This is a genomic window from Cryobacterium sandaracinum (assembly GCF_004403415.1).
GTDB classification, from domain to species: Bacteria; Actinomycetota; Actinomycetes; order Actinomycetales; family Microbacteriaceae; genus Cryobacterium; species Cryobacterium sandaracinum.
On sequence record NZ_SOGO01000040.1, the window covers coordinates 18,496 to 41,330 of the forward strand.

At 68.7% G+C, this 22,835-nt stretch carries 21 protein-coding genes; 3 read left to right on the plus strand and 18 right to left on the minus strand.

The features are described from left to right. Positions 1-13: 13 nt before the first annotated feature. From E3T25_RS14655 to infC, 5 genes are all read right to left on the minus strand, one after another. Positions 14-802 carry an amino acid ABC transporter ATP-binding protein gene (locus tag E3T25_RS14655; RefSeq protein WP_104101236.1) on the minus strand — a complete coding sequence of 263 codons (789 nt, stop codon included), beginning with the start codon at positions 800-802 and terminating at the stop codon, positions 14-16. A 67-nt stretch (positions 803-869) separates the two neighbouring features. After that, entirely contained in the window at positions 870-1,670 is an 801-nt protein-coding gene (locus E3T25_RS14660) for a TrmH family RNA methyltransferase (RefSeq protein ID WP_104101233.1), read from the minus strand. Positions 1,671-1,822: 152 nt separating this feature from the next. Next, positions 1,823-2,209: a 50S ribosomal protein L20 gene (rplT, locus tag E3T25_RS14665; RefSeq protein WP_104101231.1), complete on the minus strand. Its 387-nt coding sequence runs from the start codon at positions 2,207-2,209 to the stop codon at positions 1,823-1,825. A gap of 27 nt (positions 2,210-2,236) precedes the next feature. Then, the gene (gene rpmI / locus E3T25_RS14670; RefSeq protein WP_104101228.1) at positions 2,237-2,431 is read right to left on the minus strand and encodes a 50S ribosomal protein L35; all 195 of its coding nucleotides are present in this window, start codon (positions 2,429-2,431) and stop codon (positions 2,237-2,239) included. Beyond that, entirely contained in the window at positions 2,424-3,050 is a 627-nt protein-coding gene (gene infC / locus E3T25_RS14675) for a translation initiation factor IF-3 (protein WP_104101226.1), read from the minus strand. Before infC ends, rpmI begins: the two co-directional genes overlap by 8 nt. A gap of 286 nt (positions 3,051-3,336) precedes the next feature. Between infC and E3T25_RS14680 the strand changes: the two genes are divergently transcribed. After that, positions 3,337-3,684, plus strand: a complete 348-nt coding sequence (locus E3T25_RS14680; RefSeq protein WP_104101224.1) for a DUF1844 domain-containing protein — start codon at positions 3,337-3,339, stop codon at positions 3,682-3,684. A 134-nt stretch (positions 3,685-3,818) separates the two neighbouring features. On the opposite strand, the gene E3T25_RS14685 is transcribed toward E3T25_RS14680, so the two are convergent. The 8 genes from E3T25_RS14685 to E3T25_RS14720 all read right to left on the minus strand — a co-directional run bounded on the left by E3T25_RS14685 (position 3,819) and on the right by E3T25_RS14720 (position 13,917). Beyond that, entirely contained in the window at positions 3,819-4,598 is a 780-nt protein-coding gene (locus E3T25_RS14685; protein WP_104101222.1) for a DNA-formamidopyrimidine glycosylase family protein, read from the minus strand. Then, positions 4,591-9,354, minus strand: coding sequence for an ATP-dependent helicase (locus tag E3T25_RS14690; protein ID WP_134375106.1), 4,764 nt, complete (start codon positions 9,352-9,354; stop codon positions 4,591-4,593). The genes E3T25_RS14685 and E3T25_RS14690 overlap by 8 nt, the downstream gene beginning before the upstream one ends. A 210-nt stretch (positions 9,355-9,564) precedes the next feature. Beyond that, a complete protein-coding gene (locus E3T25_RS14695) occupies positions 9,565-10,365 on the minus strand; it encodes an SseB family protein (protein ID WP_104101218.1) in 801 nt (266 codons plus the stop codon). Further along, entirely contained in the window at positions 10,349-11,095 is a 747-nt protein-coding gene (gene priA, locus E3T25_RS14700) for a bifunctional 1-(5-phosphoribosyl)-5-((5-phosphoribosylamino)methylideneamino)imidazole-4-carboxamide isomerase/phosphoribosylanthranilate isomerase PriA (protein ID WP_134342198.1), read from the minus strand. Before priA ends, E3T25_RS14695 begins: the two co-directional genes overlap by 17 nt. 57 nt (positions 11,096-11,152) lie before the next feature. Further along, on the minus strand, positions 11,153-11,785 hold the full coding sequence (hisH, locus tag E3T25_RS14705; RefSeq protein WP_134375108.1) for an imidazole glycerol phosphate synthase subunit HisH: 633 nt from the start codon (positions 11,783-11,785) through the stop codon (positions 11,153-11,155). Continuing rightward, complete coding sequence (hisB, locus tag E3T25_RS14710; RefSeq protein ID WP_104101207.1) at positions 11,782-12,405, minus strand: imidazoleglycerol-phosphate dehydratase HisB; 624 nt, start codon at positions 12,403-12,405, stop codon at positions 11,782-11,784. Before hisB ends, hisH begins: the two co-directional genes overlap by 4 nt. Positions 12,406-12,431: 26 nt before the next feature. Further along, on the minus strand, positions 12,432-13,511 hold the full coding sequence (locus tag E3T25_RS14715; protein ID WP_104101204.1) for a histidinol-phosphate transaminase: 1,080 nt from the start codon (positions 13,509-13,511) through the stop codon (positions 12,432-12,434). 49 nt (positions 13,512-13,560) lie between these two features. After that, a complete protein-coding gene (locus tag E3T25_RS14720; RefSeq protein ID WP_104101202.1) occupies positions 13,561-13,917 on the minus strand; it encodes a LysM peptidoglycan-binding domain-containing protein in 357 nt (118 codons plus the stop codon). Between the two features lie 283 nt (positions 13,918-14,200). On the opposite strand from E3T25_RS14720, the gene lexA reads away from it, so the two are divergent. Further along, the gene (gene lexA / locus E3T25_RS14725; RefSeq protein WP_104101199.1) at positions 14,201-14,905 is read left to right on the plus strand and encodes a transcriptional repressor LexA; all 705 of its coding nucleotides are present in this window, start codon (positions 14,201-14,203) and stop codon (positions 14,903-14,905) included. Positions 14,906-15,098: 193 nt separating this feature from the next. Here the strand turns inward: lexA and metE are convergent, their stop codons facing one another. From metE to hflX, 3 genes are all read right to left on the minus strand, one after another. Continuing rightward, positions 15,099-17,441 carry a 5-methyltetrahydropteroyltriglutamate--homocysteine S-methyltransferase gene (metE, locus tag E3T25_RS14730; protein WP_134375110.1) on the minus strand — a complete coding sequence of 781 codons (2,343 nt, stop codon included), beginning with the start codon at positions 17,439-17,441 and terminating at the stop codon, positions 15,099-15,101. Continuing rightward, complete coding sequence (locus E3T25_RS14735) at positions 17,438-18,433, minus strand: methylenetetrahydrofolate reductase (protein WP_104101195.1); 996 nt, start codon at positions 18,431-18,433, stop codon at positions 17,438-17,440. The genes metE and E3T25_RS14735 overlap by 4 nt, the downstream gene beginning before the upstream one ends. Positions 18,434-18,726: 293 nt before the next feature. After that, positions 18,727-20,265, minus strand: a complete 1,539-nt coding sequence (hflX, locus tag E3T25_RS14740; protein WP_134375112.1) for a GTPase HflX — start codon at positions 20,263-20,265, stop codon at positions 18,727-18,729. 41 nt (positions 20,266-20,306) lie between these two features. Here hflX and E3T25_RS14745 point away from each other — a divergent pair, with 41 nt between their 5' ends. After that, positions 20,307-20,918 carry a class I SAM-dependent methyltransferase gene (locus E3T25_RS14745; RefSeq protein ID WP_104101190.1) on the plus strand — a complete coding sequence of 204 codons (612 nt, stop codon included), beginning with the start codon at positions 20,307-20,309 and terminating at the stop codon, positions 20,916-20,918. Positions 20,919-20,951: 33 nt separating this feature from the next. Here E3T25_RS14745 and dapF read toward each other — a convergent pair whose 3' ends face one another. After that, complete coding sequence (gene dapF, locus E3T25_RS14750) at positions 20,952-21,833, minus strand: diaminopimelate epimerase (protein WP_104101188.1); 882 nt, start codon at positions 21,831-21,833, stop codon at positions 20,952-20,954. 10 nt (positions 21,834-21,843) lie between these two features. Then, the gene (gene miaA, locus E3T25_RS14755; protein WP_241980910.1) at positions 21,844-22,833 is read right to left on the minus strand and encodes a tRNA (adenosine(37)-N6)-dimethylallyltransferase MiaA; all 990 of its coding nucleotides are present in this window, start codon (positions 22,831-22,833) and stop codon (positions 21,844-21,846) included. Between the last annotated feature and the right edge of the window lie 2 nt (positions 22,834-22,835).

Below are 22,835 nucleotides of genomic sequence, written 5' to 3' on the forward strand. Positions count from 1 at the left end.
TCCTGCACACCGGTTAGTGGGCAAGTATTTTGGAGAGGAAGTCCTTCGCTCTCGAGCTCTGGGGGTTGGTGAAGAACTGCTCGGGCGTGGTCTCCTCGACGATCTCGCCCTCGGCCATGAAGATGACCCGGTCGGCGGCGCGGCGGGCGAAGCCCATCTCATGCGTGACGACGATCATGGTCATGCCGTCGTTAGCCAGGTTGATCATGACCTCGAGCACCTCGTTGATCATCTCGGGGTCGAGCGCACTGGTCGGCTCGTCGAGCAGGATGACCTTCGGGTCCATGGCGAGAGCCCGTGCGATCGCGACCCGCTGCTGCTGTCCACCGGAGAGCTGGGCGGGCATCTTCTTGGCCTGGTTGGCCACGCCGACACGCTCGAGGAGGACCATGGCCTTTTTCTCGGCCTCGGCCTTCGACAGGCCGCGCACCTTGATCGGCCCGAGGGTGACGTTCTCGAGGACGGTCTTGTGGGCAAAGAGGTTGAACGCCTGGAACACCATTCCGACGTCCGCGCGCAGCTTGGCCAGCGCCTTGCCCTCGGCCGGCAGCTTGACGCCGTCGATCGTGATGACGCCCGCGTCGATGGTCTCGAGCCGGTTGATGGCCCGGCAGAGGGTGGACTTGCCGGAGCCACTCGGCCCGATCACCACCACGACCTCGCCGCGGTTGACCACGGCGTTGATCTTCTTCAGCACGTGAAGGTCACCGTAGTGCTTGTCCACGTCGCTGATCACGACGAGAGGCTCACCGCGCAACACCGTGATGTTGGACGTCGCCGGCGCAGATTCTGTAGGCTCCATGTCCCAAACCTAGGCTAGAACAGGGTTTCTCAGAACCACCAAGCCGGTGGTTACCGAGCTGTGATAATCAGCTGCGCTGAGCAAATGCGCTTTCATACAGGCAAACACTGGCGGCCGTCGCCAAGTTCATCGATTCGGCGTGACCGTAGATGGGAACAGAAATGGACCGGTCGACCACGGCGAGATCTTCGTCGGTCAGTCCGCGGGCTTCGTTGCCGAACAGCCACGCCGTCGGAGCGACCAGAAGCCCCTCGGTGCGGGCAGCGAGCAAATCAGTGCCCTTGACGTCGGCGGCGAAGATCTGCAGGCCGGCGGACCGGGCCCGTTCGCGCACGTCGGAGAGCGTCGCGCTGACGGCGACGGGGAGGTGGAAGATCGAGCCGGTCGAGGAGCGCACGACCTTCGGGTTGTACAGGTCCACGCTGCGGCCGGTGAGGATCACGGCGTCGGCGCCGGCGGCATCCGCGGCACGGATGATGGTGCCGGCGTTTCCGGGGTCGCGCACCTCTTCGAGGATGGCGATGAGCTTGGGCTCGTTGGCGAAGATGTCCTTGACCGAGGTGGGAAACTGACGGCACACCGCGATGAAACCCTGCGGCGTGACCGTGTCGGCCATCGTTTCGAGCACCTGCTCGGTGACGAATTCGAGCTCGGCGCCCACCTCTTGGGCGACCTGGGCGATCTCGGGGTGCCGCTCGAGGGCGGTGGGGGTCACGAAGAGCTCCACAACAAGGTCGGGCCGGAAGTTGAGGGCCTCGGAGACCGACTGGGGGCCTTCCAGGAGGAACAGCCCCGCCTCGGAGCGAGCGGCTCGATTCGCCAGTTTCGCGACAGCCCGCACGCGCGGAGAACGGGGATTATCTAACATGCCTCCAGCTTACTTGCCGGGGCGGGGCGGCTGTGTTCCCGCTCGGGGCACACGCGGCGACCCGGCGAACCGGCCCCGGGCACGCAAAACGGGAGCGGACGCGGGGCCCGCTCCCGTGGAGAGTGCGTGATAGTGCTGGTGCCGGCTGACAGCTACGCGGCGACCCGGGGTGCCGACGTGTCGGCGGGCAGTGCTGCCTTGGCGCTCTCGACGATGGCCGCGAACGTGGCGGGCTCGTTGACGGCCAGCTCGGCCAGGATGCGACGGTCGACCTGAATGCCGGCCAGGGCGAGACCCTGGATCAGACGGTTGTAGGTCAGGCCGTTCGCGCGGGACGCAGCGTTGATCCGCTGGATCCACAGGCGACGGAAGTCACCCTTGCGTGCACGACGGTCACGGTAGCTATAGGTAAAGGAGTGAGTGAGCTGCTCCTTGGCCTTGGTGACCAGGCGCGAGCGCTGACCGCGGTAACCCTTGGCGCGCTCGAGAATAACGCGACGGCTCTTATGGGCGTTTACGGCCCTCTTGACTCTTGCCATTTTCTTAGTTCCTTACGGGGTACGGGTCTAGCGACCGAGAAGCTTCTTGATGACCTTGGTGTCGGCCTTGGCCAGCACCTGGTCGTGGTTCAGGCGGGACTTGCGCTGGGTGCTCTTGACCTCGAGGTTGTGGCGCAGGCCGGCCTGCTGCTTCATGATCTTGCCGGAACCGGTGACCTTGAAGCGTTTCTTCGTCCCGGAGTGGGTCTTCATCTTAGGCATCTTTTTCCTCCAGTTTCGCTGCCTTATCAGCAACTTTGTCAGCCTTGTCGGCAACCTTTTCTGCCCGATCGGCAGCCTTGTGTGCGTTGATCTCGGCCTTGGCTTCCGCTTTGTTCTTCAGCGGGCCAACGACCATGACCATGTTTCGACCGTCAATGGTCGGGCTCGATTCCACGGAACCAAACTCGGCGACATCCTCGGCAAATTTTTGGAGCAGACGTACGCCCTGGTCGGGACGGGACTGTTCGCGGCCACGGAACAGAATCATGGCCTTGACCTTGTCACCGGCCTTCAGGAAGCCCTCGGCGCGCTTGCGCTTGGTCTCGTAGTCGTGCTTATCAATCTTGAGACGGAAACGAACCTCTTTCAGGATCGTGTTCGCCTGGTTGCGCCGGGCCTCCTTGGCCTTCTGCGCAGCCTCGTACTTGAACTTGCCGTAGTCCATGATCTTGGCAACGGGCGGCTTCGAGGTCGGTGCAACCTCGACGAGGTCAAGATCGGCCTCCTGTGCAAGGCGCAGCGCAACATCGATGGCCACGACCCCAACCTGCTCGCCGTTAGGACCAACGAGACGGACTTCGGGGACGCGGATACGGTCATTTGTACGGGGATCGCTGATGCGTCTCTCCTCTTCTCATGCATCGAGGCTGCAGCCAGGAGACGGATGTCGCCCGGAGACGAAGAGAGGAAAAACGCGTCTGGATTGTCGGAGAAAACTGCCCGAATACCACAGACGACACCCTGTCTACCCACGCGGAGCGGATTCCTGTTGGAGTCCAGCGCCGCGAAGGCGGAGTGCAACTACCCGGTAACCTATATGAAGCGGTATGCGCGGGTGGGAGATTATCCACTTTCGTACCGAGACTTGCATCTCGGAGCCCGGTCGAGTCTAACAGAGGAATGCAGTGACCAACAGCAACGAGCAGGATGCAGCCCAGGCAACACGCGATATCGCCGACGTGCCGGCCGTGGAGATCATCACGACGGCATCCGTTCACCTGATGAGCGCCGCCGCGGTCAAGGTCGGCCTGGCCGACGACCCGGAGAACCAGACCGACCTCGACGAGGCGCGCAAGCTGATCACGGCCCTCGCCGGCCTGATCACCGCCGCGGCCCCCGACATCGCCGACATGCACGCGCGCAGCCTGCGCGACGGTCTGCGATCGCTGCAGCTGGCCTTCCGGGAGGCCTCGGCCATCCCCGACGCGATCGGCCAGGGTCCGGGAGAAAAGTTCACCGGGCCGGTCAACTAGGGACGAACAGCCGGCTCGGATGGGTCGCGGTGCGGCTCCCTGAAGTGACCTAGCACCGTGGAAAACCAGTCGACTCCGGCGGGGGTTTCTGTGGTCGAATTGGTTCGGGCCAGAGCCGCTACGGGGCCACGACCTCAGGTCTGGCAGCGCGGGCACCAGTAGGTGACCCGCAATTCGAGCTCGGTGCGGCCGAGCCGGCCCTGCTCGACCGCGGTACCGCAGCGCCTGCAGGGCTGGCCGGCGCGGCCGTAGACCCAGCTCTGCATGCCGCGCCGGGCATTGCCGGTCGTGATCCGCTCCGTGCGGTCACGGTTCGCCAGGATCAGGCGGCGGGCGAGGGCGACGAGGCCCAGGACATCCGTCACCTCGGCCACCGGCCGGGACGGCAGCAGGCCGCGAAGAAAACCCAGCTCGTTCACGTAAACGTTGCCGAGCCCGGCGAGGTTGCCCTGGTCGGCGAGCGCCACCGCGATGGGTTGCGCGGGACGTGATTCGAGGCGACGCACGGCTTCGGCCGCATCCCAGTCGGGGCCGAGGAGGTCAGGTCCGAGGTAGTCGAGGAGCGCGGCCTCCTGATTGAGCGGCACCACCTCGAGCAGCCCGAGTTCGAAGCCCACAGCCACCCACTCCACCGTCTCGAGAACGATGCGCGCCTGGAACGCGGGGCGGCGCCAGGCGCTCCCATGACGGTAGAGGTGCCACGACCCCTCCATTTTCAGGTGAGAGTGGATGCTGGCCTCCCCTACGCGCATCAGCAGGTGCTTCCCGCGACTGAGAACCTCGTGCACGGTCTGCCCGGTCAGGTCGACGGTGGCGAACGCCGGCACCCGCACGTCGCAGCGGGTGAGCCGAGCTCCGTGCAGGGCCTGGTCGAGGTTCCACGCGGTGCGGTAGACGGTGTCACCCTCAGGCATGCAGCTTCACTCCCCGCGGGGTTACGCCGAATCCGGCCGCGAGCAGGGCGGTGCCCACCGCTGTTCCGATCACGAACACGCCGTTGACGGTCTCCACGCCGAGCTTCGGAACCCGCCCAGCGGTGACCGTGCCGGCAAGGGTCGCCGCGGCGAGGGTCAGGACCGCAGTCGGTCCGCCATTTTCGACGGCGGGTTCACGGTTCCCATCGGCACGGTTCCCATCGGCACGGTTCCCGTCGGCACCGTTCCCGTCGGCACCATTCCCGGCCGCTTTGTTCCCGGTCGCTCCGTTTCCGGCCGCTCCGTCGAACGCGAGAACGGTCTTGCCGCCGCGTTCGACGTAGAGCACCAGGGCCCCGTCGACGAGCACGACCAGCGCGCCGGCCTTCCGTCCGGGGCGGTGCCCGGTGCCCTCGGGCAGCGGAGGCCAGGGCAGCACCGAGCCGTAGGGGTTCGCCGGGTCGGTGGCGGCGAGGGTGATCGCCACCGGTTCCGGATGCTGTGCCTCGGCGACGTAGGAGCGCAGCCGGTCGATCGTGCCGACCGTGGCGAACTGGGCGGCCCCGAGACCCTCGATGAAGTAGCCGCGCCGGCACCGCCCCATCTCCTCGAAGCCGCTGAGGGTGCGGTAGACGAGGGCGAAGCCGCCCGTCACGCCCTCCCCCATCACCGCGCCCCGGGTGACGACGCCGTAGCGTTCGAGCAGGGTCTCGCCAAGGGCGTGCGCCCGACGGGTGGGCGAGTCATCGGCGACCGGAACGATCGACCAGCGCCCGGATACGGTCGGTGGCCCGGTGCGGGACGGGAGGGTGCCACGCGCGGGGATGCGGCCGCCGTGCAGCCGGGCTCGCGGGGCGGCCCGGCGGGTGCTGTGCGCCGCGCGCCCGCCGGAGAGCAGGGCGCGTACGGGGGCGAAGGTATCGTTGCCCACCAGTCCCGCCCAGACCAGGTCCCAGAGGGCGGCGGCGAGGCCGGCGTCGTCCTGGCTGCCGACGGCATCCGCGAGTTGACGGAAGAAGAAGGCCCCGCCGCCGGCCAGGGTGGTCAGAATCTCCTGCTGGAGCGCAGTGGTCTCCAGCGGGGTGGGCAGCGGCAGGGTGAGCGGCGCCGTGTCGCGCAGGTGCATGCTGATCCAGCCGTCGTTGCCGGCCAGCGTGCCGGCGCCGGCCCAGAGCACCTCGCCCGTGTTGGTGAGCTCGTCGAGCATGCCCGGCCGGTAGTCTGCGACGCGGGAGGGCAGCACAAGCGTCTCCCAGGCGGATGCCGGGATGCGCGCCCCCTCCAACTGTTCGATCACGGATGCGACCCCGTCGATCCCGCGCAGGCGCCCGCCCACATGCTGCCAGGCCGGCAGGAACCGGCCCATTGTGACCTGGTCGACCGGCTCGACCTCGTGCCGGAGCGCGGCCAGGGAGCGGCGGCGGAGGCGCCTCAGCACCTCGGCGTCGCACCACTCGCTGCCGGTGCCGTGCGGCCGGAACTCGCCCTCAAGGAGACGGCGGGCCCCGGCCAGCCGCCGGAGGGCGACGAGCGCCACGGCCGGACCGAGCCCGAAGCGCGCGGCCACGTCGGTGAGAGTGAACGGGCCGTGGGTGCGGGCGTACCGGCTGACCAGGTCGCCGAGCGGGTCCGGCACCGGCTCGGTGAACACGGCCGGGACCCCCTGCGGCAGGGGGACGCCGAGGGCGTCGCGAAGCCGGGCGGCGTCTTCGATGGCCGCCCACCACTGCTGCCCGGCGAAACCGACCGGGATGATGCGCCGGGCGTCGAAAAGCACCTGCAGGCCCTCGGCGGCGCCCGGTGACACGGCGGGGTCGAGGCGGGCGGCCACCTCCGCCGTGGTGAGCGGTCCGAGGCCGCGGAGCAGGTCGGCGATGCCCTCGACTCCGCGCGCCTTCCGGTCGGCCGGCAGCCGCTGCAGTTCCAGGTCGGTCTGCTCGATCACGGCCGGGTCGAGCAGCTCGCGCAGCTCCACCCGACCGAGCAACTCGGCCAGCAGGCTGGAATCGAGCGAGAGGGCGGTGGCGCGCCGCTCGGCGAGCGGGGAATCTCCCTCGTACATGAACGCGGCCACGTAGCCGAAGAGGAGGGTGCTCGCGAACGGGCTCGCGGCATCCGTCTGGGTCTCGACCAGGCGCAGGGCGCGACTGTCGATGCGGCGGGTGAGGGCCAAGAGGGCGGGCAGGTCGTAGACGTCCTGCAGGCACTCGCGCACGGTTTCGAGGATGATCGGGAAGGTCGGGAAGGTGCGGGCCACGTCGAGCAGCTGCGCGGCCTTCTGGCGCTGCTGCCAGAGCGGTGACCGCCGGCCCGGGTTGTAGCGCGGGAGCAGCAGTGCCCGCGCGGCGCACTCGCGGAACCGGGCGGCGAACAGGGCCGACCCGCCGACTTCGTCGGTGACCATCTGTTCGAGCTCGGTCGGGTCGAAGACGAAGAGGGAGCTTCCGGGTGGGTCGGACTCGGTGTCGGGGATGCGCACGACGATGCCGTCGTCACTGGCCACGCAGGCCCCGTCGAGACCGTAGCGCTCCCGCACCCGGGCGCCCACGGCGAGGGCCCAGGGCGCGTGCACCTGCAGGCCGAACGGGGAGTGCAGCACCACCCGCCAGTCGCCGAGCTCGTCTCGGAACCGCTCGACGAGGAGGGTGCGGTCGGTCGGGACCTGACCGGTCGCGGCGCGCTGCTCGGCGAGGAAGGTCAGGAGGTTGTCAACGGCCCGCTCGTCGAGGCCGCTGGCCCGGCAGCGTACCCGGGCCTCCGCGTCGGGGAGCGCCGAGACCTCGCGCAGGAACGCGCCGATCGCCTCACCGAGCTCGGCCGGCCGGCCGAGGCCGTCGCCCTTCCAGAACGGCAGCCGCCCCGGTTCACCGAAGGCGGGCAGCACGAGCACCCGGTCGTGGGTGATCTCCTGGATACGCCAGCTCGTCGTGCCGAGGGCGAAAACGTCGCCGACCCGGGACTCGTAGACCATCTCCTCGTCGAGCTCCCCCACCCGGCGGCCGGTGGCCTGGTCGCCGCCGACCATGAAGACGCCGAATAGGCCGCGGTCGGGGATCGTGCCGCCGCTGGTCACCGCGAGCCGTTGCGCGCCCGGGCGCCCGGTGAGGATGCCCGTCTCCCGGTCCCAGACGATGCGGGGGCGCAGCTCGGCGAACTGGTCGGAGGGATACCGACCAGCAAGCAGGTCGAGGGTGGCCTCGTAGGCCGACCGCGGGAGGGCGTGGAAGGGGGCGCTGCGGCGCACGGTGTCGAACCACTCCTCCGCGTGGATGGGTTCGAGGGCGGTTGCCGCCACGGTCTGCTGGGCGAGGATGTCGAGTGGGTTGGACGGCACCTGCAGGGATTCGATCAGGCCGGCGGCCATGCGCTCGGCGGCGACGGCCGCGTGGATGAGATCGGCCCGGTGCTTGGGGAAGATCACGCCCCGGGAGACCTCGCCCACCTGGTGCCCGGCCCGGCCGATTCGCTGCAGCCCGCTGGCCACGGACGGCGGCGACTCCACCTGCACGACCAGGTCGACGGCGCCCATGTCGATGCCGAGTTCGAGGCTGGACGTCGCCACCACGCAGCGCAGCCGCCCGGCTTTCAGGTCGTCTTCGATCAGTGCGCGCTGCTCCTTGCTGACGGACCCGTGGTGGGCGCGGGCAAGCAGCGGCTCGGCCCCGGCGCTCTGGCCGCTGGCGCCCATGAGCGCGGCCGGCGGGCCGGGTGCCGCAGTGCCGACGGGCGCGAGGGCAGGCATCCGCTCGGTCATCACGGCCGGCATCGCGGCGGGCACGAGCTCGTCCTCGAGGCGTTGGGCATAGATCTCGTTGAAGCGCGCGGTCAGCCGTTCGGCCAGACGGCGGGAGTTGGCGAACACGATCGAGGAGGTGTGCGCCAGCACCTCGTCGACGATTGCCTCTTCCACATGCGGCCAGATGGACCCGGTCTGTGGGGCGGCGGCGGCCGTCGAACCCTCCCGCACCGGTGCCGGGCCGACCTGGCTCATGTCGTCGACGGGAACGACCACGCTGAGGTCGAATCGTTTGGTCGACACCGGTGCGACGATCTCCACCGGTGCGGACCCTCCGAGGAACCGGGCGACCTCGGCGGCCGGTCGCACGGTAGCCGACAGTCCGATGCGCTGGGCCGGGCGGGTGAGCAGGTCGTCGAGCCGTTCCAGTGAGACGGCCAGGTGCGCGCCGCGCTTGCTCGCCGCGACCGCGTGCACCTCGTCGATGATGACCGTGTCCACGGCGCGCAACGATTCCCGCGCCGCCGAGGTGAGCATGAGGAACAGCGATTCTGGCGTGGTGATCAGGATGTCCGGCGGCGTTTTGACCAAGCTTCGGCGTTCCGTGGCCGGGGTATCCCCCGACCGCACGCCGACGGTCACCCGGGGCGGGGCGAACCCGAGACGCTCGGCAGCCTGGACGATGCCCACCAGCGGGGCCCGCAGATTGCGTTCCACGTCGACGCCGAGCGCCTTGAGCGGCGAGATGTAGAGCACGCGGGTTCCCGGCGCGGTGACCCGGTCAGGACGCGCCGAGGCTTCCGAGACATCTGCGGCCTCTGCAGTATCCGCGGCCAGGCGGTCGATGGCCCAGAGGAACGCGGCGAGGGTCTTACCTGACCCGGTGGGGGCCACCACCAGCGCGTGCGAGCCCCGAGAGATGGCGTCCCACGCCCCGAGCTGGGCCTCGGTGGGTGCGGCGAAGGCCTGCGCGAACCAGGCGCGGGTGGCCGGGGTGAATCGGTGCAGAACCTCGTTCATACGACTATCCTCGCCGATCCGCCTGAGCCGGGCCACTCGAACCAATTCGACGGAGATTCTGAGCTAAAACGGGCTTTCCCGGATATCCAGGACCGATTTTGCCACAATCTCCGTCGAATTCGTTCGTGGCGGAGGCGGGGGCGCGGGCGGAACGCGGAGCGCGGGGCCCGGAACCCGGAGCCCGGAACCGCCGACGATGGAAGAGGCCGCCTAGGCGGAGGGCAGCAGCTGCACGGTGAGGGAGTCCACCTGGGTGGCGATGACGTCGCTCGATGACCAGCGAGCCGCGAGCCGGGCGAGGGTCGCGTCGAGCTCGATGCGGGTCAGGCCGTCCACGAGCTCGAGACGCACAATTAGTTCCGGTCCGGCGAGGCGGGCGGCCGGGTCGCCGGGGGCCAGCTCAACCCCGAGCACACTCAGTTCGGTGGACACGGAGTCGGCAAAGGCATCCGCGACGTCGCGACTGGCATAGCTGGGGGTCCAGGGCAGGGACTGGGCGATGGCCCACAGGGCCGGGCGCCGCACCACGAACTCGGTGGGCGCGGTCGGATCGAGCACGACCAGATCGGTGTTCTCCTGAGCCGCGGCCAGCGCGACGCGCACGCCGTCGGCCGGGACCGGCCGGGCCTGCGTGTTCCACGCCGTCATCGCCGCGACCGAGGAGAACACGGGAAGCACCGTGCGGCCGTCGGGCCCGGCCACGGTGATGATCGACAGTTCCTGGGTCTTGTCGACGCGGAGGCCGGCCTCGGTGGTGCCCGATTGGCCGAGTTCGGTCACCAGGGGAACGAGCAGCCGTGAGCCACGGATGGCGTCGACCACCGTCTCTTCGCCGGCCTCCCGAGCCTGGAAGCGGCGCACGGCCGCCAGCAGCGGCTCGGGCGCGAGCCCGTCGTCGTCGCTGTGCATGTTGGGCTCAAACTGTCGTCCCTCCCACGGTTGCCCGGCGGAGTCGCCCCCTCCGGGTCCGCCGGGAAGGCCGGTGGAGCCGAGGTTACGCGCCCGCGACATCCAGCGCCTCGCTCAGGGTGAACGCCCCCGCGTAGAGGGCTTTTCCGACGATCGCGCCCTCGAGTCCGAGCGGTACAAGTTCGCGCAATGCGCGGAGGTCGTCGAGGCTGGAGATGCCGCCGGAGGCGACGACCGGTCGGTCAGTGCGCTCCATCATCTGGCGGAGCAGGTCGATGTTGGGGCCTTGCAGCGTGCCGTCCTTGGTCACATCGGTGACGACGTAGCGCGAGCAGCCAGCCTCCTCGAGACGGGCGAGCACCTCCCAGAGGTCCCCTCCCTCCCTGGTCCAGCCGCGGGCGGCGAGGGTGGTTCCGCGCACGTCGAGCCCGACGGCGACGGCGTCCCCGTGCCGGGCGATGACCTGCGCCGCCCACTCCGGGTTCTCCAGTGCCGCGGTGCCCAGGTTGATCCGGCTGACGCCCGCGTTCAGGGCTGCGTCCAGCGACGCGTCGTCGCGGATCCCGCCGGAGAGCTCGATCTTCACGCCCGTGACCTCGCGGATCACAGTGCGGATGACATCCGTGTTGTTGCCGCGACCGAAGGCCGCGTCGAGGTCGACGAGGTGGATCCACTCGGCGCCCTGGCGGGCCCAGTCAAGTGCCGCGTCGACGGGGTCGCCGTAGTTGGTCTCGGTGCCGGCTTCGCCCTGGGTCAAGCGAACGGCCTTGCCGTCGGCCACATCCACGGCGGGCAGCAGAACGAGACGGAGGGAAGGGGTATGCACAGTCATGGGTGTCCTCGGTTGGGAATGGTCGCGGCGACCGGGTCAGTCAGGGAAAAGTCAAGGTCAGTTCTTGACTGTGCCGAGCCAGTTATGGAGCAGACGGATGCCTGCCTCACCGGATTTCTCCGGGTGGAACTGGGTGGCGGTAAGCGGTCCGTTCTCGATGGCGGCCAGGAAAGGTTGTCCGTGCTCGGACCAGGTGAGAATCGGTTTCGGGAACGGCGGCATGACGTCGAGGCACCATTCCTGGGCGGCGTAGGAGTGTACGAAGTAGAAGCGCTCCTGCTCGAGGCCATGGAACAGCGTCGAGCCCTCCCCCGGCGTGACCGTGTCCCAGCCCATGTGCGGCAGCACCGGCGCCGTCAGCTGCGTCACGGTGCCGGGCCATTCGCCCAGCCCCTCCGTGTCCACGCCGCGTTCGACGCCGTGCTCGAACATGATCTGCATGCCCACGCAGATGCCCAGCACCGGGCGTCCGCCCGCGATCCGGCGGTCGATGATCTCGTCGCCGTGCACCGCCTTCAGAGCCTGCATGACGGCGCTGAACGCGCCCACGCCGGGCACGACGAGCCCGTCGGCCTCAAGCGCCTGACGGCGGTCGCCGGTCAGCGTCACCTCGGCCCCGGCGAGTTCGAGTGCCTTGACGGCGGAGTGCACGTTTCCGGTGCCGTAGTCGAAGACAACGACGCTGGTCACAGCGCACCCTTGGTCGAGGGGACGCCGGACACCAGCGGGTCGAGCGCCTTCGCCTGGCGGAACGCGCGGGCGAACGCCTTGAATTCGGCTTCGGCGATGTGGTGCGGGTCGCGGCCGCCCTGCACGGTGACGTGCACCGTGAGGCCGCCGTTGAAGGCGATAGCCTCAAACACGTGGCGCACCATGGAGCCGGTGAAGTGGCCGCCGATCAGGTGGAACTCGAAACCGGCCGGCTCGCCCTGGTGCACGAGGTAGGGGCGCCCGGAAATGTCGACGACGGCCTGTACGAGGGCCTCGTCGAGCGGCACGACGGCGTCACCGTAGCGGGAGATGCCGGATTTGTCCCCGAGAGCCTGCTTGATCGCCTGGCCGAGCAAGATGCCGACGTCCTCGACCGTGTGGTGCACATCGATCTCGATATCGCCGCGGGCGCGCACGGTGAGGTCGGTCAACGAGTGTTTCGCGAAGGCCGTGAGCAGGTGATCGAAGAACGGGACCGACGTCTGGATGTCCGACTCACCGGTGCCGTCGAGATTGAGCGACAGGTCGATGCTCGACTCGCTGGTCTCGCGCTGCAGGTGGGCGAAACGGGGCGAGGTGGTCGCGAAAGAGAAGCTCATACGACTAGTTTATTGGCCCGCGCCGTTCACGGCCGCCCAAGCGCCTCGAGGGCGTCGAGGAACGCCGTGGTCTCGGCCTCGGTGCCGGCGCTGACCCGCAGGTGGCCCGGGATGCCGACGTCGCGCACAAGGATGCCTTCCGCCAGCAGCGCCTCGAAGGTGGCCCGAGGGTCCTCAACGCCGCCGAACAGCACGAAGTTGCTCGCACTGCGCAGCGGAGTGTAGCCAAGCCGGGCCAGTTCGCTCACGATGCGGTCCCGCTGCCCGCGGATGTCGTCGACCATGGCAAGCATCGCGGGCGTGTGGACGAGCGCGGCGACCGCGGCAGCCTGGGTGAGCGCGGACAGGTGGTAGGGCAGACGAACCAGGCGGAGGGCATCCGTCACGGCGGGATCGGCGGCCAGATAGCCGACGCGCACACCGGCGAAGGCGAACGCCTTGCTCATGGTGCGGGACACCAGCAGGCGCTCCCGGCCGGGAAGCAGGCTCAGGGCGGTTGGCGCGTCATCCGTCCCGAACTCGGCGTACGCCTCGTCGACGACAACGATGCCGTCGCTCGCATCGTAGACGGCCGCGATCGTTTCCAGGGACAGGGGCGTGCCGGTGGGGTTGTTCGGCGAGCAGAGGAAGACGAGGTCAGGGGCAACCCGGTCGACCCACTCGAGCGCCGTGGCCGGGGAGAGTTCGAACTTTGCGTCACGACCGCCCGCGATCCAGCGGGTGCCGGTGCCGGAGGCCAGCAGAGGGTACATGGAGTAGGTCGGCGCGAAGCCGAGCACGGACCGACCCGGGCCGCCGAAGGCCTGCAGCACCTGCTGAAGAACCTCGTTGGAACCGTTGGCGGCCCAGATGTTCTTTCGGGTGAGGCCGTGACCGAGATAACGGGCGAGGGAATCCCGCAGCTCGGTGAACTCCCGATCGGGGTATCGGTTCACGGTCGTGACCGCCACGGCCAACGCCGCCACGATGTCCTGCGCCACCTCAGCCGGGATGCCGTGGGTGTTCTCGTTCACGTTGAGAGCCACCGGCACGTGCAACTGCGGCGCCCCATAGGGAGTGAGTCCGCGCAGATTATCGCGAAGGGGCAGATCGTTGAGACTGGTCACTCCCCCAATATTACCGGGGTGAAACCGGCGGGGGCTCGCCGCGGGTAGTTCACAGGTCGTTCGGAAGCGCCAGCCGCTGACCGGGCTGCACGCTGTCGGACGGCAGCTGATTGAGGCTCACAATCTCGGCGATCACCTCGCGCGGATCGGACGTGGGCGCGATTGTCTCGGCAAGTTGCCAGAGCGACTGCCCCGACTTGATGGTGACGTAGTCGAAGGCCGAGGCCACGTGAGCGACGGTCGAGTTCTCGGCGGCGGCGATGCCTCCGTTGAGGGCGACGGCCAGGGCCACGGCCACGAGCGGAAAGGCAGCCAGGGACGTGAAAACGACGCGACCGCGCCGGGTGAGTCGGAGCCGGGTGCGTCCGGTCGCGATGGGGGCGCCTCGTTCAAGTGCAGTGCTCATGTGATACCTCCTGTGAGAAGACGCATCCGACTCTCGGCCGGGAAAGCCGAATGCGAACTTATGTTCCGAATGTATATTCGATTATTCGAACAATCAAGCTTTATTCGGTAGTTTCTGAAATATTTATTCCGACCCACTCGAATACATGTTTGTTTAATGAGCGCAACTCGGATACAGTTTCGATTGTTGATTGACACTCAATCAGGCACCCCCGACATTCGCGTGAATCGGCGGCATTCGCTGCTTGCTGCCAGCGCATCAATCAAAACGAGGAGCGACGAACGTGGCACAGAACACCAGCGGTCCCCGCGACAAGGGCGGCACCAGACGGCGCAAGAGCCTCAGCGAGAAGCAGCTCGCCATCCTCGACGTCATCCAGCGCTCGGTCAGCCAACGCGGCTATCCGCCGAGCATGCGCGAGATCGGCGACGCCGTCGGCCTGTCGTCACTGTCGAGCGTCACCCACCAGCTCAACCAGCTGGAACTGAGCGGTTACCTCCGCCGAGACCCGAACCGTCCCCGAGCACTGGAGGTGCTCATCGAGATTCCGCAGTCGCCCGAAGACACGACGGCCGGAGCCTCGGAAAGTTTCCACACCGGAGTGCAGGTCGGCGACGCCGCCATGGTTCCGCTCGTCGGTCGCATCGCCGCCGGCATCCCGATCACCGCCGAACAGCAGATCGACGAGATTTTCCCGCTACCCCGCCAGCTGGTGGGCAAGGGCGATCTGTTCATGCTCAAGGTGTCGGGCGAATCGATGATCGACGCCGCCATAATGGACGGCGACTGGGTCGTCGTGCGGCAGCAGAAGACCGCCGAAAACGGTGAAATCGTTGCAGCCATGCTCGACAACGAGGCAACCGTCAAGGTCTTCCGCCAGCGCGACGGGCACACCTGGCTACTGCCCCGCAACACCAACTTCGAACCCATCGTCGGCGATCACGCCGAGATTCTGGGGAAGGTTGTGGCAGTGCTGCGGTCGGTTTAGGGCATCAGCACTCAAGCACATCAGCATTTCAGGCGGACTCTTGGTCTCGACGGTTTCGACCAGCGTCGTGGAGACGCGCGAGTGTTGAGTCACCATGGTTATTCCGGTCGGGTCTTGTGAGCCGGGTCTTGTGGGCCGGGCACGAACACTGTTCTTGGTGTCGTGCCCGGCTTTTGTGTGGGTGGAGGCGGGGTCAGGCGGAGACGGAGGAGGTCAGGCGGGCGCGGAGGATGCGGGTGGCGGCGAGCATGTTGTGCAGGGACTGGACGGTTTCGGTGTAGCCGCGGGTTTTGAGGCCGCAGTCGGGGTTCACCCAGAGCCGGGTGGCCGGGATGGCCGCCGCGGCGCGCTCGAGCAGGTCGGTGAGTTCGGACACGCTCGGCACACGCGGCGAGTGGATGTCCCACACTCCCGGGCCGATACCGTGGTCGAAGCCCTGGGACCGGATATCGCCCACCACCTCCATGCGAGAGCGTGCCGCCTCGATGCTGGTCACATCGGCGTCCAGGTTGCGGATCGCGTCGATGACCACCCCGAACTCCGAGTAGCAGAGGTGGGTGTGGATCTGGGTGGCCGCGGCCGCACCGGCCGTCGCCAGGCGGAAGGACCCCACCGACCAGTCGAGGTATTCCGCCTGGTCCTTCTGCTTCAACGGCAGCAGCTCCCGCAGCGCGGGCTCGTCGACCTGGACGATCTGAATGCCGGCCGACTCCAGGTCGGCGATCTCGTCCCGGAGGGCCAGGGCCACCTGCCTGGCCGTCTCGCCCAGCGGCTGGTCGTCGCGCACGAACGACCACGCGAGGATCGTGACCGGACCGGTGAGCATCCCCTTGACGGGCTTGGGCGTCAGCCCCTGCGTGAACGCCGACCACTCGACCGTGATGGGCCGCGGCCGGGACACGTCACCCCAGAGGATCGACGGGCGCACGCACCGGCTGCCATAGGACTGCACCCAGCCGTTCTCGGTGACCGCGAAGCCGTCCAGGTTCTCGGCGAAGTACTGCACCATGTCGTTGCGTTCCGGCTCCCCGTGCACGATCACGTCGAGGCCGATGTCTTCCTGCAGCGAGACGACCCGACGGATTTCGGCGCGCATCAGGTCCCGGTAGTCCGCGGTGCTCAGCACCCCCCGTACCAGCTGCGCCCTGGCCCGACGGATGTCCCCGGTCTGCGGGAAGGATCCGATCGTGGTCGTCGGCAGGAACGGCAGCCCGAGGGCCATCTCCTGGGCTGCCACTCGGGCTGCGTAGGCGCCCCGGGTGAAGTCGCCCGGAGCGAGCGCGTCGGCGCGCACCCGAACGGCGCCATCGTGGACTCCGGGAGCCACCCCCCGCGCGTCGAGGGCCGCGGAGGCCGCAGAGAGGTCGATCTCGATGGCACGGCGACCCAGACTGAGGCCGCGGGCGAGTGTGGCAACCTGCGCGACCTTCTGATCCGCAAAGGCCAGCCAGGTCTTCAGGTCGTCGTCCAGCGCCGATTCGTCGTCGACGTCGTGGGGAACGTGCAGCAGCGAGGTAGAGGTGGAAACCGAGATCCGCGGCGAGAGGCGGACCAGGCCGGCCGCCGTGTCGAAGGCGGCGGCCAGGTCGCCGCGCCAGATATTGTGGCCGTCAATGACGCCGGCCACGAGAGTGGTCGTGTCCAGTCCGGGGGTCTCCGCCGGCACGCTTCCCCGCACGAGGTCAAGCCCGATGGCTTCCACCGGGGTGATGGCAAGAACGGGTAGGGCGTCGTCGAGGCTGCCGTACGGCGCGGCGACAAACAGGGCGGGACGCTCGGCGAGGGCGCCGAGGGTGTTGTAGGCGAAGCGGAGGCCGGCGAGGGCATCCGTTCTCGGGATGTCGATGCTCTCGCTGACCAGGGCAGGCTCGTCGAGCTGCACCCATTCGGCTCCAGCGGCGCGCAGCCGCTGCAGGAGGGCGGCGTAGACCGGCACAAGGTCGTCGAGGCGGTCAAGCGGACTGAATCCGGCCGGGGCCTCGTCGCTGGGCTTGCTCAGCAGCAGGAAGGTGACCGGGCCGACGATGACGGGCCGGGTCAGGAATCCGGCCGCCTTCGCCTCCTCGAACTCGCGCACCAGGCGGGTGCCGGCGAGGGTGAACTCGGTCTCGGGGCCGATCTCCGGCACCAGGTAGTGGTAGTTGGTGTCGAACCATTTGGTCATCTCCAGCGGCGGATTCTCCCCTTCGCCGCGGGCGAGGGTGAAGTAGCCGGCTAGGTCGAGGTGGCCGTCCGCGCCCCGCAGATGCGCGAACCGGGCGGGGACGGCGCCCACCGTACTCAGGGCATCCAACATCTGGTCGTAGTAGGAGAAGGATTCCGGGATGGACGAGTCGTCCCGGCCGAGTCCCAGCTGCACGAGGCGCTTCCTGGTGCTCTGGCGCAGGGCGGCCGCGGTCGCTTCGAGCTCGTCGGCGCTGACCGATCCGGCCCAGAACGCTTCGACGGCCTTCTTCAGTTGGCGGCGCGGCCCGATGCGCGGGTAGCCCAGGATGGTGCCGGCGGGAAAGGCGGGAAAGGCGGAAGTGTGGGTCATGAGTTCTCCTTGACGGGGTGAGGGGCAGGCAGTGCGGAAGCAGGCAGGGTGGGGGTGAGCAGACCGCAGCCGTCGAGCACGGCGAGCACGGTCTCGTGCTGGTTGAAGGCGTAGAGGTGCAGCCCGGGGGCACCGCCGGCGATGAGTTGCCGGGCCAGTTCGGTGGCCTGACGGATGCCGATCTCACGCTGGCCTTCCTTCGTCGGCTCCACCTCGAGCGCGATCGCCAGCTCGGACGGCAGTTCCTCGCCGGACAACTCGAGGATGCGGCGCAGGCGGGCCGGGCTCGTGACCGGCATGATCCCGGGCAGGATCGGGAATTCGACCCCGGCGGCACGGGCTCGCAGGATGAAGCTGAGGTAGTGGTCGGCGTGAAAGAAGAGTTGCGTGATCGCCAGGTTGGCGCCGGCGGCCTGCTTGGCCAGGAGCGCGTCGATGTCCTGGGTGGCCGACCGGGAGCGCGGGTGGCCGTTCGGGAAGGCGGCCACGGCGATGCGTACCTTCTCCCGTTCCCGCTTGATCGTGCGGGCGGCAGGGAGTCCCGGGATCACGGCCTCGCGGTACGGCACCCGCTCGGCCTGCACCCGGTGGATCAGCTGCACCAGTTCCGCGGCGCTGCCCAGGTCGCCGAGGAAGGCCTCACCCTCCCGAATGCCTTCCGGCGGGTCGCCACGCAGGGCCAGGAAGCTCCGCACCCCGGCGTCCAGAAACTCCCGGATCAGCTGGCTCGATTCCGCGTTGGACGAGCCCACGCAGGTGAGGTGGGCCAGCGGGTCCACGGTGGTGGTGCGCAGGATGTGGGTGAGCACGTCCAGGGAGGAGCGCCGGGAGGAGCCGTTCGCACCGTAGGTGACCGAGATGAATTCCGGGCCGGCCGCGGCCAGCCGCTCGATAGTGGCGTGCAGCACGGAGGTGGCAGCATCCGATGTGGGCGGATACAACTCGAATGAGAACGGGATTTTCCGGCATGCAGGATCCGAGGTGTGGGGCATTGCTCCTCATTCGACAGTTGCCAGTGTCAGTCACCGGGGGCCGGGCGACCGCGGACCGCCCGGCAAGCCAGGCGGGCGTTCGCGGTCGGGTGCCGGGCTCGGCTGTCGCTCCATGCCGCCGGTCAGGAGACCGGCGGCAACGATTGAGAAGACTCTAACAAGCACGCCCGGTGCCCGGCAGGTCTGTGACCGAATATGTCATCAGCTGGCGCCGGAGCGGCTCAGGCAGGCCGGAGGAGTGCGGACATCGGCAGGCGAAGGCCTGCCGAGGTACGCGGAGCGAAGCCGGCGGGTCAGCCGGTGACGGCCGGCGGCACGGCGAACGGCTCGAACAGCGCCCGAATCTCATCAGTCACCAGAGCCGTAACCCGGGTGCCGGTCTCGGCGTACTCGGTGGACAGCACCGTGCCCTGATCGTGCAGCACCGCGATCAGGTCGCCCCGCTCGTAGGGGATGAGCAACTCGAGCCTGATCGACGGCCGCGGCAGCAGGTCCGAGATGGTCGCGAGCAGTTCCTCGATGCCCTCGCCGGTGCGGGCCGAGACGAAAATGCCCTTCGGCCAGAGTCCGCGCAGCACGAGCCCGTCATCATCGCTGATCAGATCGCTCTTGTTGAAGACGACGACCTCCGGGATCTCCCGGGCGCCGACCTCGGCGATGACCTCGCGCACTGTGGCAAGCTGGCTCGCCGGGTCAGGATGCGAGCCGTCGACGACGTGCACGATGACGTTGGCGTCGGCGACCTCCTCGAGGGTGGACCGGAACGCCTCCACCAGCTGATGGGGCAGGTTCCGCACGAACCCGACGGTGTCCGTCAGCGTGTAGAGCAGCCCGTCGGCCGTCGTCGACTTGCGCACCGTGGCGTCCAGGGTGGCGAACAGGGAGTTATCGACGAGCACGCCGGCCCGGGTAATGCGGTTGAGCAGGCTCGACTTGCCGGCGTTGGTGTAGCCGACGATGGCGACGGATGGCACGGCGTTGCGCTTGCGGTTGGCCCGCTTGGCCTCGCGAGCGGGTTTCATCTCGAGGATCTGCTTGCGGAGGCGGGACATCCGGGTGTGGATGCGCCGGCGGTCCAGCTCGATCTTGGTCTCGCCGGGGCCGCGCGAACCCATGCCTGCACCGGCGCCGCCCACCTGGCCTCCGGCCTGGCGGGACATCGAGTCGCCCCAGCCGCGCAGGCGGGGAAGCAGGTATTCGAGCTGGGCGAGTTCGACCTGGGCCTTTCCCTCGCGGCTCTTGGCGTGCTGACTGAAGATGTCGAGGATCACGGCGGTGCGGTCGATGACCTTCACCTTGACGACGTCCTCGAGGGCGCGCCGCTGGCTGGGCGCCAGCTCGGTGTCGGCGATGACGGTGTCGGCGCCCATCGCCTTGACGATGCCGGCCACCTCTTCGGCCTTGCCCTTGCCGAGATAGGTGCTGGCGTCGGGCTTCGCTCGGCGCTGCATGAGGCCGTCGAGAACGGTGGCGCCGGCGGTCTCGGCCAGCGCGGCGAGTTCGCGCATGGAGTTCTCGGCGTCCGCGACGGTCCCGTGCGTGTACAGGCCGATCAGAACGACGTTCTCCAGCCGGAGCTGGCGGTATTCGACCTCGGTGACGTCCTCGAGTTCGGTGGAGAGGCTGGGCACGCGGCGCAGCGCGTTGCGGTCCTCGCGGTCCTGCTGCACGCCGTCGTGACCCTCGTCGTCGTGCGACGGGCCGGATTCGGCCTGCAGAGCCTGCGCGGAGCCGCTGCGGAACAGCGAATAGCCGGCAGCCTTGCTATCAGCGCTGGCGAGAACGCGGGCGACCACGTCGTCGGTGTCGTCGGGCAAATGTGACTCAGTCATTCCTTCAACAATACTTCCTCGATGCACGGTAAGTTCCCTCTATGCCTTCCGACCACTACTTCACCCCGGCACCCGACAGCACCCTGAAACTCCGCCAGGTGACCGTTCGATTGGGAGGCCAAGAGCGCGAGCTGACCACAGCCAATTCGGTCTTCAGCCCGGAGCACATCGACACCGGCACCCAGGTGCTCTTGAACAGCGCGCCGACCCCGCCGCCCGGCGGCGATTTCCTCGACCTGGGCTGCGGCTGGGGTCCGATCAGCCTGCACTTGGCCCTCGCCTCACCCCGCGCCACGATCTGGGCCGTCGACGTCAACGAGCGGGCGCTCGACCTGGTGCGGCTGAACGCGGAGGAGCTCGGCCTCACCAACATCACCGCAGTGCGGCCCGATCAGATGCCCGCCCATGTGGCGTTCCGCACCATCTGGTCGAATCCCCCGATCCGGGTCGGCAAAACCGAACTGCACACCATGCTGCGTACCTGGCTGCCGCGCCTGGAGCCGGGTTCGGATGCCTGGCTCGTCGTGCAGCGCAACCTCGGCTCCGACTCCCTGCAGCGCTGGCTCGACGGCGACCTGCCCGCCGAATTCAGCACCTCACGGCACTCCATCAGCAAGGGCTTCCGGGTCCTGCGGGTGAAACGCCAGGACTAGACCGCGTCGCGGCCCATCGCCCCGAGCTAGTTCTCAGCCGAGGCGGAAGACCCCGTCGAACACGAGTTCCGCCGGACCCGACAGTGAGACGTGCTCGCCGTCCTCGGTCGGAAACATGCGCACGCCGAGCGTGCCGCCGGTGACCTCGACCTGCCACTGGTTCGGGGCACCCGCGCCTGCCCAGTGCCGGGTGGCGAGGGCCGCCGCGGCCGCCCCCGTACCGCAGGAGAGTGTTTCGCCGCTGCCGCGCTCGTGCACGCGCATCCGGATGCGGCCGACACCGTTCACGACGAGCGGATCGCCCGGAAGCACGAACTCGATGTTCGCCCCGGCCGCCGGGTCAGGGTCGAGCTGCGGCACGAAGGTGAGGTCGACGCCTGCGAGCTCGTCGTCGTCGGCCAGTGCCACGACCACGTGCGGGTTGCCCACGTTGATGCCGAGACCGGGGCGGGCCACGGGCAGGTCCTTCGCCCGAACGAGCGGTTCGATACCGTCGAGGCGCCACCGGCCGAGGTCGACCTGGTAGCCGGTTGCGCCGCGCTGCACGTCGCGCACTCCCCCGCGGGTGCCGATGCAGAGCGTGTCGCCGCGGTCGAGCGAGGTCAGGCCCTGCTCCACCAGGAAGCGGGTGTAGACGCGGATGCCGTTGCCGCACATCTCGGACACCGTGCCGTCGGCGTTCCAGTAGTCCATGAACCATTCGGCCGCGTCGTCCTCGGCGAGGGCGATCGCACCGGCGGCCAGGCTCGTGGAGCGCACCGCGCGGATGATGCCGTCGGCACCGATGCCGAATCGGCGGTCGCAGATGGCCCGGATCTGGCTCGGGGTAAGGTCGATCTGCCCGTCGGGATCAGAGAAAAGCACGAAGTCGTTCCCGGTGCCGTGGCCCTTGGTGAAGTTCAGATCAATACCCATGCCGTCCAGTTTAGGAGGCCGGGTCGGCCGCCCAGTGATCGGCCGGCTGCTCCGGGTCGGCCAGGCGGGTCAGCGCCCGGTCAACCCGATCCGGCGCGTCGAAGTCGATCCAATGGGTGTGCGGGGAACGCTTGAACCAGCTCACCTGCCGTCTCGCGTACCGGCGGGTGAACTGCTGCGTCACCTGGATAGCCTCCGCCCGGCTGAGGCTGCCCGTCAGCTGCCCAAGGGCCTGGGCGTAGCCGATGGCCCGGCTGGCCGTGACACCGGTTTCGAGTCCGCTCGGGATCAGCCCGCGCACCTCCTCGACGAGCCCGCGGGCCCACATACCCTCCACCCGGGCGTCGAGGCGGGGGGTGAGCTCCGCGCGCTGGGCGCGGAGGCCCACTGTGACCGCGGGCATCCAGTAGACCGGCTCGTCGGGCAGGGCGGCGGTGTGCGGCCCCCCGGTCAGCTCCACGACCTCGAGGGCGCGCACGAGGCGCCGACCGTTGCCGGCGCCGATGCGGGCGGCGGCGACCGGGTCCACGGCCTTCAACCGGGTGTACAGGGCACCAGGCCCCTGCTCGATCAGGTCGGCTTCGAGTCGGGCGCGCAGCACGGCATCCGTGCCGGGGAACTGGAAGTCGTAGACCACGGCGGACACGTAGAGCCCGGAGCCGCCGACCAGGATGGGCACGCTGCCGCGCGCCACGATGTCGGCGATCGCGGCGCGGGCCTCCGTCTGGTAGCGGGCGACGGTGGCCTCGTCGGTGACCGACAGCACGTCGAGCAGGTGGTGCGGGACGCCGCGGCGCTCCAGCACGGTGAGCTTGGCGGTGCCGATGTCCATGCCGCGGTACAGCTGCATGGCGTCGGCGTTGACGATCTCCGCCCCCCGACCGGCCTCGGCCAGGCGTTCGGCGAGGTCGAGCGAGAGGTCGGACTTGCCGGTGCCGGTGGGTCCGACGACAACGATCAGCGTCGGGTGGGCGTCGGTCACCGGGTTCGTGCCGGGCACCT